Annotated in this window: 10 protein-coding genes; 6 read left to right on the top strand and 4 right to left on the bottom strand. The window is 73.2% G+C overall.

Annotated features, from left to right (window positions below; all coding sequences use genetic code 11):
- Nucleotides 1-189: 189 nt before the first annotated feature.
- Complete coding sequence (locus ABD207_RS24220) at nt 190-957, bottom strand: class I SAM-dependent methyltransferase (RefSeq protein ID WP_344015221.1); 768 nt, start codon at nt 955-957, stop codon at nt 190-192.
- Nucleotides 958-1,358: 401 nt separating this feature from the next.
- Nucleotides 1,359-2,792 carry an MFS transporter gene (locus tag ABD207_RS24215; RefSeq protein WP_425580803.1) on the bottom strand — a complete coding sequence of 478 codons (1,434 nt, stop codon included), beginning with the start codon at nt 2,790-2,792 and terminating at the stop codon, nt 1,359-1,361.
- A 102-nt stretch (nt 2,793-2,894) separates the two neighbouring features.
- Here ABD207_RS24215 and ABD207_RS24210 point away from each other — a divergent pair, with 102 nt between their 5' ends.
- The 6 genes from ABD207_RS24210 to ABD207_RS24185 all read left to right on the top strand — a co-directional run bounded on the left by ABD207_RS24210 (nt 2,895) and on the right by ABD207_RS24185 (nt 8,674).
- On the top strand, nt 2,895-4,394 hold the full coding sequence (locus ABD207_RS24210) for an MFS transporter (RefSeq protein WP_344015219.1): 1,500 nt from the start codon (nt 2,895-2,897) through the stop codon (nt 4,392-4,394).
- A 133-nt stretch (nt 4,395-4,527) separates the two neighbouring features.
- Nucleotides 4,528-5,121 carry a class I SAM-dependent methyltransferase gene (locus tag ABD207_RS24205; RefSeq protein ID WP_344015239.1) on the top strand — a complete coding sequence of 198 codons (594 nt, stop codon included), beginning with the start codon at nt 4,528-4,530 and terminating at the stop codon, nt 5,119-5,121.
- A 109-nt stretch (nt 5,122-5,230) separates the two neighbouring features.
- Complete coding sequence (locus ABD207_RS24200) at nt 5,231-6,214, top strand: N-acetylmuramoyl-L-alanine amidase (protein ID WP_344015218.1); 984 nt, start codon at nt 5,231-5,233, stop codon at nt 6,212-6,214.
- A 158-nt stretch (nt 6,215-6,372) separates the two neighbouring features.
- On the top strand, nt 6,373-7,197 hold the full coding sequence (locus ABD207_RS24195) for a DUF5336 domain-containing protein (protein WP_344015217.1): 825 nt from the start codon (nt 6,373-6,375) through the stop codon (nt 7,195-7,197).
- 108 nt (nt 7,198-7,305) lie between these two features.
- Nucleotides 7,306-8,316 carry an LLM class F420-dependent oxidoreductase gene (locus ABD207_RS24190; protein ID WP_344015215.1) on the top strand — a complete coding sequence of 337 codons (1,011 nt, stop codon included), beginning with the start codon at nt 7,306-7,308 and terminating at the stop codon, nt 8,314-8,316.
- A 64-nt stretch (nt 8,317-8,380) separates the two neighbouring features.
- Nucleotides 8,381-8,674, top strand: a complete 294-nt coding sequence (locus ABD207_RS24185; protein WP_344015213.1) for a hypothetical protein — start codon at nt 8,381-8,383, stop codon at nt 8,672-8,674.
- 49 nt (nt 8,675-8,723) lie between these two features.
- Here the strand turns inward: ABD207_RS24185 and ABD207_RS24180 are convergent, their stop codons facing one another.
- Both ABD207_RS24180 and ABD207_RS24175 read right to left on the bottom strand, forming a co-directional pair.
- Nucleotides 8,724-9,800 (bottom strand): prenyltransferase/squalene oxidase repeat-containing protein, encoded by a 1,077-nt coding sequence (locus tag ABD207_RS24180; protein WP_344015212.1) that lies wholly within the window; start codon nt 9,798-9,800, stop codon nt 8,724-8,726.
- Nucleotides 9,797-10,531 (bottom strand): class I SAM-dependent methyltransferase, encoded by a 735-nt coding sequence (locus tag ABD207_RS24175; protein ID WP_344015238.1) that lies wholly within the window; start codon nt 10,529-10,531, stop codon nt 9,797-9,799. Before ABD207_RS24175 ends, ABD207_RS24180 begins: the two co-directional genes overlap by 4 nt.
- Between the last annotated feature and the right edge of the window lie 120 nt (nt 10,532-10,651).

Below are 10,651 nucleotides of genomic sequence, written 5' to 3'. Positions count from 1 at the left end.
ACCGTCGGCCGCACCGGGGTCGTCACGGGGCCGCGGGAACCCGCCCCATCAGTAGAACGCGTTCCAGTAGGGCGCCACTCTGTATAGCCCAGCCTCGTGCAGTTGTGAAGGCTCCTGACACTGTGTCAGCCAAGACTCACGTCGGCAGGCGTCCGGCGGCTCCCGTCGCTCACCCGCTGCCGGAGTCGCTCACCCGCGCCGGAACAGCGCCGTCCACAGGAAGTCCTCCCCGAACCACGGACTGTCCTCGCCCTGTTGTGCCATCCGCCGCAGCTCGATCTCCTCCAGCCCTGCCGTCTCCGCGAAGATCCGGCGCAGCGACTCGTCGGTGTAGGCGAGCCCGCCCTGCAGTCCGGTGCCCCGGTAGAACTCGTGGTCGTCCAGCTCGGAGCCCATGCCTCCGGCGGCGAAGCAGTTGAGCGCGAAGTGGCCGCCCGGTGCGAGCACCCGGTCCAGCAGGGCGAGGTAGCTGATCCGCCGGTGCGGCGGGAGGTGGTGGAAGCAGCCGGAGTCGTAGACGAGGTCGTAGGGGCCGGTCAAGTCGGTGGCGGTGAGGGCGAAGGCGTCGCCACGGTGGAAGCGCACGCCCTGCGCTCCGGCCTCGTGTGCCCGTTCCCGGGCCCATGCGACGGCCGCCGGGGACAGGTCCACGGCGTCCACCTCGAAGCCCCGCGCCGCCAGGAAGAAGGCGTTGCGGCCGGGACCGCAGCCGAGGTCGAGGGCCCGGCCGCCGGCGGTGACGAGGCCGCGGTCGGCGTACGACACCAGATTCTCGTCGGGCTTCGCCACGAAGAACGGGACCGGACGGGAACGGTCGGCGTAGAAGGTGTCCCACCAGTCGGCGCCGCGCGTCGTCCAGCGGTCCGCCTCCGGGGCGAACAGGTCGTCCAGGAGGGCGAGGACGTCGTCGACGGTGCGTATGTTCCGGTTACCCGGACTCTTTTTGTTCCGGTCCATCCGGACTCCTTTCCGCGTCCGCCGATGGTATGGCGCGGGCGGGTGAAGTCCCAGGCCAGACGGGGTGGTTGGGGCGCGGGCGGGGGTGCCTGACGGGGCTCTGCGGGCCCGGCGGACGCGGCGGCGTGCCAGGACCCTCACCCGTGGCGGAAGTCGGTCACGGCACCCCGCCGAGGGCCCTCACGGGGCCGTTCCGGCGTGCGCCGGGCCCGCATTTTCTCCCCGGTTCCGTTCGCGGTCCTGCTCAGCTCGCAGCCGCGTACCTGGTTCGCAAATCGCGCTCAGTGCGCGGCCCCCGCCTTGCGCGGCAGCCACTCGCGCTCAGTGCGCGGCCCCCGCCTTGCGCGGCAGCCACTCGCGCTCAGTGCGCGGCCCCCGCCTTGCGCGGCAGCCACTCGCGCTCAGTGCGCGGCCCCCTCCTTGCGCGGCAGCCACAGCCACATCATCACCGCCCCGGCCGCCAGCACCACCGCACCCGTGCGGAAGGCGAGGGCGTAGCCCTCGGTCAGGGCCTCGGGGGCGGTGGAGTCGCCGGTGCGGGCCGCAGCGATGGTGGACATGATCGCGAGGCCCAGGGAGCCGCCCATGGTGCGGGAGGTGTTGACCAGCCCGGAGACCAGGCCGGCCTCCTGCGGTGCGGCGCCGGAGGTGGCGAGCGCGGCGAGCGGGGTGCCGGCCAGGCCGCCGCCCAGCATCATCAGGATGCCGGGGAACATGATCGAGGTCAGGAAGGTGCCGTCCGCGGTCATCGTGGACTGCCAGCCGAAGCCGGCCGTGGCGACGAGCGTGCCGAGCACCGCCACGGTGCGCGGGCCGAGCGCGGGCATCAGCAGGGGCGCCAGTTTGGAGCCCAGCACCACGGCGAGCGAGCTGGGCACCAGGGAGAGCCCGGCCTCCAGCGGGCTGTAGCCGAGCACGTTCTGCGCGTACAGCGTCATCAGGTACCACATGCAGAACATGGCGGCGCCGCTGACGAACATCGCCACGTTCGCCGAGGCCACCGCCCGCAGCCGCAGCAGCCGGAGCGGCATCAGCGGCTCCTTCGCGCGCGCCTCGACGACCAGGAAGCCGGCGACCAGAAGCAGCCCGGTGGTCAGCGGTACGACGGTGGCGGGCGCCGTCCAGCCCTCGGCCTCGGTCTGCGAGATGCCGTAGGCCAGGGTGCCGAGGCCCGCCGTCACCAGCACGGCGCCGGGCAGGTCGAGGCGCCGCCGGTCACCGGCCCGGCTCTCGGTCAGCCAGAGCGCGGCGGCGGCGAGCACCACCGCGCCGACCGGCACATTGATCAGCAGCACCCACCGCCAGGACAGCGAGTCCACCAGCACCCCGCCGACGAAGCCGCCGGCCGCGCCGCCGCCCGCGCCGACGGCGGTCCAGGTGGCGATGGCCCGCGCCCGTGCCGCGCCCTCCGGCACGGCGGAGGTCACCAGGGTCAGGGTGGAGGGTGCGAGCACGGCCGCCCCGAGCCCTTGCACGGCCCGCGCCAGCAGCAGCTGCCAGCCCTCCTGAGCCAGCCCGCCCGCCAGCGAGGCCGCGGTGAACAGGCCGAGGCCGACGAGGAACATCCGCTTGCGTCCGTAGAGGTCGCCGGCGCGTCCGCCGAGCAGCATGAAGCCGGCGAAGGCGATCGCGTAGGCGTTGACCACCCACTGCAGGCCCTGGGCGTCCAGTCCGAGGCCGGTGCGGACGGAGGGCAGGGCGACATTGACGACGGAGATGTCCAGGACGACCAGGAACTGGCCGGCGCAGGCCAGGGTCACCACCAGCCATGCGGGAGGTGCGGGACGCCGGGTGACAGAGGTGGAGGTACCGGAAGCCTGGAGCATGATTGCCATGCTCTCAACCGCCGGGCGCGGGTCCGTCAAGAACCGGTCAAGAAATCGTTAGAGTGCCGAAGCAACGGAATAGTTGCCTCAGCAGACAGGTTCCCGCTGACCATGAGACGGACGACGACCGGCCCCGCCGCCCCCGCCCCGCGTGAGACCGGCACGGCCGTGGTGCCGCTGCTGGCCTTCGCCGGGATCGTGGTGGCGGTGATGCAGACCCTGCTGGTGCCGGTCATCAAGGATCTGCCGCGCCTGCTGGACGCCTCGCCCGCCGACGCCTCCTGGGTGCTGACCTCGACCCTGGTGTCCGGTGCCGTGGCCACCCCGATCCTGGGCCGGCTCGGCGACCTGTTCGGCAAGCGGCGGATGCTGGTGGCGGGCCTGGCGGTGATGGTGGTGGGGGCGCTGGTCAGCGCGTTCACCAGCGATCTGCTGCTGATGATCGCCGGCCGTACCCTCCAGGGCTTCGCGATGGGCGCGATCCCGCTCGGCATCGGCCTGATGCGGGACCTGCTGCCGCGGGAGCGGCTGGCCTCGGCGATGGGCCTGATGAGCTCCTCCATAGGCGTCGGCGGCGGCCTCGCCCTGCCCGCCGCCGCGCTGGTCGCCCAGCACGCCGACTGGCACGTCCTCTACTTCGGCGCCGCGGGCCTCGGCCTGCTCGCGATCACGCTGATCCTCCTCGTCGTGCCGGAGTCGCCGTCGCGCGCCCCGGGCACCTTCGACCTGCCGGGCGCGCTGGGCCTGTCCGCCGGTCTTGTGCTGTTCCTGCTGCCCGTGTCCAAGGGCGGGGACTGGGGCTGGGCCTCGGCCACGACGCTCACGCTCTTCGGCTCCTCGGTGGTGGTGCTGCTGCTGTGGGGGTGGATGGAACTGCGCGTGCCGGCTCCGCTGGTGGACCTGCGCACCACCGCACGCCGCGAGGTGCTGCTCACCAACCTCGCGTCGATCATGGTCGGCGTCTCCTTCTTCGTCGTCTCCCTGGTCCTCCCCCAGCTCCTCCAGCTCCCCGCCGGCACCGGCTACGGGCTCGGCCAGTCGATGGTCGTCGCCGGTCTGTGCGTGGCGCCGCTCGGCCTGACGATGATGTTCACGGCCCCGGTGTACGCCCGCCTCTCGGCCCGCTACGGCCCGCGGGCCACCCTCATCCTCGGCCTGCTGATCATCGGCCTCGGCTACGGCGGCGGCCTCGGCCTGATGAGCGCCGCCTGGCAGACCCTGGTGACGTCGATCGTCCTGGGCGCCGGCATCGGCCTCGCCTACGCCTCGCTGCCCGCGCTGATCAACGCGGCGGTCCCGGCGTCGGAGACGGGCGCGGCCAACGGCCTGAACACGCTGATGCGCTCCATCGGCACCTCGGTGTCCAGCGCCGTGATCGGCACGGTGCTGGCGGCCACGGCCCACACCACGGGCGGTGTGGAGGTGCCCTCCCTGCACGGCTTCCGCCTCTCCTTCCTGATCGCCACGGCGGCGGTGGCGGTCGGCCTGCTCCTCGCCCTGTTCCTGCCGGCCACGCGTCCGCCCGCCGGCGGGCAGCTGCTGGCGAGCAGCGAGGACGAGCCGGCCGCGGAGCACGCCGCACGGCAGGCTCCGGGCAGGGTCTCCGCCTGACCCCGGCCGCCGGGTGCGGCCCGGCGTACGGCAGCATGACCCCGTGGACACACGGACGACCTCCCAGGCCGGCCCCGCGCCGGCGGCACCCGGCCCCGGCGTACTCGCCGCGTTCGAGGCGGCGAAGGGCTTCATGCCCGTGGACGAAGGGCTCGCCCTCTACGCGGCGGCCCGGGAGGCGGGCGGCCTCGGCCTGCCCCTGCTGGAGGTCGGCACCTACTGCGGCCGCTCCACGATCCTGCTGGCCGACGCGGCCCGGGCGGCCGGTGTCACCGCGCTCACCGTGGACCACCACCGCGGCAGCGAGGAGCAGCAGCCCGGCTGGGACTACCACGACCCGGAGACGGTCGACCCCGAGCTGGGCGTGATGGACACCCTGCCCGCCTTCCGCCGCACCCTGCACCGGGCGGGCCTGGAGGACCACGTCGTCGCCCTCGTCGGCCGCTCACCGCAGATCGCGTCCCTGTGGGCCTCCCCGCTGGCCCTGGTCTTCATCGACGGCGGCCACACCGACGAGCACGCCACCGCCGACTACGAGGGCTGGGCACCCCATGTCGCCCCCGGCGGCCTCCTCGTCATCCACGACGTCTTCCCCGACCCCGCCGACGAGTTCACCGGCCAGGCCCCCTACCGCATCTACCTCCGCGCCCTGGCCTCCGGCGCCTTCACCGAGGTCTCCGCCCAGAACTCCTTGCGCGTGCTGCGGCGCACGGGCCCGGGCATCTGACGGGACGCGTGAGCCGGGTCACCTGACCGAGCGAGCGCCCCCCAGGTGCCCCGTTCGCCCCGCCCCTGCATCGGCGTGCGTGCTCGGCGGCAGCCGCTAGGGTGGCTGCGTGTCGTATACGGGTCCCGATTTCGATGCTCCTGAGCCGCGGCGGTCCCGGCGGGGGCCGCTGACCGTGGCGCTGGCCGCGCTGGTGCCGGGTGCGCTGCTCGGGTGGGCGGTGTATGCCGTGGTCGGCGGGGGGCCGGGGGACGACGAGCGGAACGACGGTGCGGCGGGCGAGGCGTCGGCCTCGGTGTCGTCGCGGGCCCCGTCGTCGGCGAAGGCGTCGGCCTCGCCGTCGAAGAAGCCTTCCGGGAGTGCGGAGCCCAGTGCCTCCGCGTCCTCCCCTTCTCCCGCCTCCGCGCCGGCTGCCGCCGGTCCCCTCAAGGGGAAGGTCGTGGTCATCGATCCGGGGCATAATCCGGGCAACTTCCGGCACGCCGCCGAGATCAACCGTCAGGTGGACATCGGGACCAACCGCAAGGAGTGCGACACCACCGGGACCTCCACCAACGGCGGTTACACCGAGGCGAAGTTCACACTCGACGTCGCCCGCCGGATGCGCGAACTGCTGGAGGCGCAGGGCGCCACGGTGAAGCTCACGCAGGACGGCGACCGGCCGTTCGGCCCGTGCATCGACGAGCGGGCCCGGATCGGCAACGAGGCGAAGGCCGATGCCGTGGTGTCCCTCCACGCCGACGGCTCCGGGACCGGCAACCGCGGGTTCCATGTGATCCTGCCCGGCACCGTGCAGGCCGGCGCTGCCGACACCCGCGCCATCGTCGGACCGTCCCGCGAACTCGGTGAGCGCATCGCCGGGAATTTCGTCCGGGTCACCGGCAGCGCGCCCTCCAACTACGTGGGCGGCGGCACCGGTCTCGTCACGCGTAAGGACCTGGGCGGTCTCAATCTGTCAACGGTTCCCAAGGTGTTCATCGAGTGCGGGAACATGCGCGATAGCAAGGACGCGGCACAGCTGACCAGCGGTGCCTGGCGGCAGAAAGCGGCGCGTGGGATTTCGGATGGAATCGTGAGTTTTCTGCGCGGGTAGCAGGTCGGGGCAACGGTCCCGGCGGACAGCCTGATCGGGCGGACGATAGTGTCGTTCCCACGATGAGGGGCCACCCCCGCGCTTCGCACCCTGGCCCGAGGGCGACAAGGTGACAGCGACGCCTCTACCGACGACGAGACGACAACGAAGGACCTGAAGTGAATATCCGCTCCCTCACTCGAGGCGACGGCGTGGTGATCGGAGCAGCGGTGTTGCTGTTCATCGCGTCGTTCCTCGACATCTACTCGTTCGACGGCGTGGACGACGACGGCATCCCCAGCCTGTGGGGCAGCGGGCCGGTGTTGTTCGGTGTCGTGCTGGCGGGGTTGATCGGCGCCGCTCTCGTCGTCGTGGCCCGGGCCCTGCCCCAGCCGAAGAAGGTCGCGGGCCTCGACCTCGGGCAGTTCGGGATCGCCTTCACCGTCTTCGCCGCCTGGTGCGCGCTGGGCAACATCTTCGACCCGCTGGGTGCGTTCGACAACGACAGCAGCGGCCTCGACGACCGGATCGACCCCGGCATGGGCCTGATCCTCGCCCTCATCGCCACCCTGGTGCTGGCCGCCGCCGCGGTCGCCACCCCGCTGGTCCCCGCGCTCAAGGGCACCCTGCTCCCGGCCGGCGGCCCGTCCGCGCCGCAGCCCTACGGCGCCCAGCCGCCCGGCGGTTACGGCTACCCGGGCGCCCAGCAGCCCTACGCCGGTCAGCCGGGCCAGCCCGGTCCGGCAGGCCAGCAGCCGTTCCCGGGCGGTCAGCCGCAGCAGGGTCAGCCCGCGCAGCCCGCGGGGGACTTCTCGCCGTTCTGGTTCGCCGTGCCGGTGCCCCGGCCGCTGTTCCCGGAGGACGGCTCGCCGACGCCGATCGCCGAACTGGCGCCCGGCACCTGGTACCTGGCGGTGGAGCAGCGCGGTCAGGCGCTGGTCGCCCAGACCCAGGACGGCCGCCGCGGTGTGCTGCAGGACACCTCCGGCATCCAGCGCGGCTGAGCCGAGCCGCTGAGCGTTCCACGGCCCCTTGCCCTTCCGGGCGGGGGGCCGTTGCCGTACCCTCGACGCCGCCCGCGAATGCTGACGTACCGTCAGGAGGCTGGTGGCATGCGGCTCGGACTCGCGCTCGGCTACTGGGGCCGCGGCCCCTCCTCCGGCCACCTGCCGCTGGCGCAGGAGGCCGAACGGCTCGGCTACGACTCGGTGTGGACGGCGGAGTCGTGGGGCTCGGACGCGTTCACCCCGCTCACCTGGATCGCCGCGCGCACCTCCCGCATCCGGCTCGGCACCGCGGTCGCGCAGATGGCGGCCCGCCCGCCGACCACCACCGCGATGCACGCCCTCACCCTCGACCATCTCTCCGGCGGCCGCATGATGCTGGGCCTCGGCCTGTCCGGGCCGCAGGTCGTCGAGGGCTGGTACGGCCGCCCGTTCCCGGCCTCCCCGCTGACCGCGACCCGCGAGTACGTCGACGTGGTGCGGCAGGTGCTGCGCCGCGAGGCCCCCGTCGAACTCGCCGGCCGCTTCCACGCCCACCCCTACCGCGGCCCGGACGCCACCGGCCTCGGCAAGCCCCTCAAGCCGATCACCCGTCCGCTCCGCCCCGGCCTGCCCGTGCTGCTCGGCGCGGAGGGCCCGAAGAACGTGGCGCAGACCGTCCGCATCGCCGACGGCTGGCTCCCCCTGTACTGGTCCCCCACCCGCCCCGAGGCCTACGGCCCGGCACTGGCCGACCTGCCCGAGGGGTTCGTCGTCGCCCCGATGGCGCAGGTGCGGGTCTGCCGGGACGTCGCCGAGGGCCTGCTCCCGGTGAAGGCCATGCTCGGCTTCTACATCGGCGGCATGGGACACGCCTCCCGCAACTTCCACGCCGACCTGATGGCCCGCATGGGGTACGAGGAGGAGGCCCGCCGGGTGCAGGAGCTGTTCCTGTCCGGGCGCCGCGAGGAGGCGGTGCGGGCGGTGCCGGACGCCTTCGCCGACGAGATCTCCCTGGTGGGGCCGCGGGAACGCATCGCCGAGCGGCTTCAGTTGTGGCGCAAGGGCCCGGTGACGGACCTGCTGGCGCTGGCCCCGGATCCGGCGAGCCTGCGGGTCCTTGCGGAGCTCAGCTCCTGACCCCCGTACAAAGCCGCGCGGCCGCCGCGGGTTTCACCCGGCGAATCGGGGCCAGACGGAAAGCATGTCTCCCCGATATCGCACTGGTTCCACCTCCGCGGGGACGGTCGTCGCGGTGATCGCGGACATCATGGCCGTCATCCTCGGACTGTGGATTCTGATGTACCTGCTGGACGCCAACCGCGCCAACGAACTGGTGCAGTTCGTCCATGACGCGGCCAACTGGCTGGCCGGCTGGTCCCGTGACCTGTTCACCTTCGACGAGGCCTGGGCCAGGGTGGTCTGCGGCTACGGCCTCGCTGCGGTCGTCTACCTGTTCATCGGCCACGCGATCGCGAACCGCCTGCGCAGGCACTGAGCCGCGCAGGCGGTGAGCCCCAGCGGCGGGCGCTGCGCCGGCCCGTCCGTCAGTCCTCGGCGCAGCAGTCCGCGTCCAGGCCCCACGGCAGGCGCTCCCCGCCGAAGACCTGGCAGGTGGCCTCGTGGCCGCCCAGCGCGGCGACCGCCAGCAGCACCGAACCGGCGGTCCAGGTGGTGAGCTCCTGCGGCCAGACGGCGTCGTCGTCGAAGACGTACCCCGTCCAGTACAGGCCGCTCGCCGCGTCCCGCAGGTGCTGGATGGAGCGGAGGATCTCAAGGGCGCGGTCGGACTCGCCCATCGCCCACAGGGCCAGGGCGAGTTCGGCCGACTCGCCGCCGGTCACCCACGGGTTGGGCACCACGCAGCGCACCCCGAGGCCGGGCACCACGAAGCGGTCCCAGCCCTCCTCGATGCGCGCCTTGGCCTCCGCGCCGGTGAGCGCGCCGCCCAGCACCGGGTAGTACCAGTCCATCGAGTAGCGGTCCTTGTCCAGGAACCGCTCCGGGTGGCGCCGTATCGCGTGCCGCAGCGCGCCCGCGGCCAGCTCCCAGTCGGGCTGCGGCTCCTCCCGCTGCTCGGCGATGGCGAGGGCGCAGCGCAGCGCGTGGTGGATCGAGGACGAGCCGGTGAGCAGGGCGTCGGTGGTGGCGGTGCCGTCGTCGTCGCGCCGCCAGCCGATCTGCCCGCCGGGCTGCTGGAGCCGCAGCACGAACTCGACCGCCGCGTACACCACGGGCCACATGCGGTCGAGGAAGGTGTCGTCGCCGGTGGAGAGGTAGTGGTGCCACACGCCTACGGCGACATAGGCGACGAAGTTGGTCTCCCGGCCCCGGTCGGTGATGTCGCAGGGGTCGCCGTCGGCGTAGGCGGCGTACCAGGATCCGTCGGGCTGCTGGTTCCGGGCCAGCCAGAGGTAGGCCCGCTCGGCGGCCTCGTGCTCGCCCGCCGCGTCCAGCGCCATGGCGGCCTCGACGTGGTCCCAGGGGTCGAGGTGGTGGCCCCGGAACCAGGGGATGGCGCCGTCCGCGCGCTGCAGCCGGAGGATGCCGCGCACGGTCGCGGCGGCCTGCCCGGCGGTCAGCACGCCGGGCAGCACCAGGTGTTCGGTCCGGGGCGTGGTCACGCGGCGTCCACCGGGGGCAGGTGCGGCTTGGTCGCGTACGCCACGAAGCTCTTGCCGATGAGCGGGTTGAGCGCCTGCTCGGCGATCCGGGTGGCCAGCGGCTTCTTCATGATGTCCCAGACCAGCAGCTTGTGGTACGCCCGCACGGGCAGCGCCTTGTCGTTGTCCACGCCGAAGGCGCACTTGAGCCACCAGTACGGGGAGTGCAGCGCGTGCGCGTGGTGCGTGCCGTACGGCCTGAGGCCGGCCTCGCGGATCTTGGCGAGCAGTTCGTCCGCCTTGTAGATGCGGATGTGGCCGCCCTCGACCTCGTGGTAGGCGTCGGACAGCGCCCAGCAGACCTTCTCGGGGCCGTAGCGGGGCACGGTGATGGCGATGCGGCCGCCCGGCTTGAGCACGCGGACCATCTCGGCGAGCACGCCCTTGTCGTCCGGGATGTGCTCCATCACCTCGGAGATGATCACGACGTCGAAGGACTCGTCGGGGAAGGGCAGCGCGAGGGCGTCGCCCTCCATGGCGGTGGCCTCGGCGCCCGCGGGGGCCTCGCCGGCCTCCTTCATCGCCGCGAACCACTTGGCGACCTCGCGGATCTCGTCCCCGTTCCGGTCGAGCGCCACGACGCGGGCGCCGCGCCGGTAGCACTCAAAGGCGTGCCGGCCGGCTCCACAGCCGAGGTCCAGGACACGGTCGCCGGGGGCGAGCGGGAACCGGGAGAAGTCGACGGTCAGCACGTGGCCCTGCTTTCGGGGTGGGAGGTTGCGGACTCTTCCGTGGGGGTGGCGTCGGGGACGGCGGAGCCGGCCGGGGGCGTGCCGCTCGGGACGGCGGAGCCGGCTGCCGGCGCGGGCGCC

The sequence above is a fragment of the Streptomyces thermospinosisporus genome, from assembly GCF_039526425.1.
GTDB lineage: Bacteria > Actinomycetota > Actinomycetes > Streptomycetales > Streptomycetaceae > Streptomyces > Streptomyces thermocarboxydovorans.
The sequence above is the reverse complement of the archived record's forward strand: the minus strand, read 5'-3'. Positions and strand labels throughout refer to the sequence as shown.

Coding starts and splice junctions, on each gene's coding strand:
- ABD207_RS24220 (WP_344015221.1), bottom strand. CDS start 957: ATGGACCGGAACAAAAAGAGTCCGGGTAACCGGAACATACGCACCGTC.
- ABD207_RS24215 (WP_425580803.1), bottom strand. CDS start 2,792: ATGGCAATCATGCTCCAGGCTTCCGGTACCTCCACCTCTGTCACCCGG.
- ABD207_RS24210 (WP_344015219.1), top strand. CDS start 2,895: ATGAGACGGACGACGACCGGCCCCGCCGCCCCCGCCCCGCGTGAGACC.
- ABD207_RS24205 (WP_344015239.1), top strand. CDS start 4,528: ATGCCCGTGGACGAAGGGCTCGCCCTCTACGCGGCGGCCCGGGAGGCG.
- ABD207_RS24190 (WP_344015215.1), top strand. CDS start 7,306: ATGCGGCTCGGACTCGCGCTCGGCTACTGGGGCCGCGGCCCCTCCTCC.
- ABD207_RS24185 (WP_344015213.1), top strand. CDS start 8,381: ATGTCTCCCCGATATCGCACTGGTTCCACCTCCGCGGGGACGGTCGTC.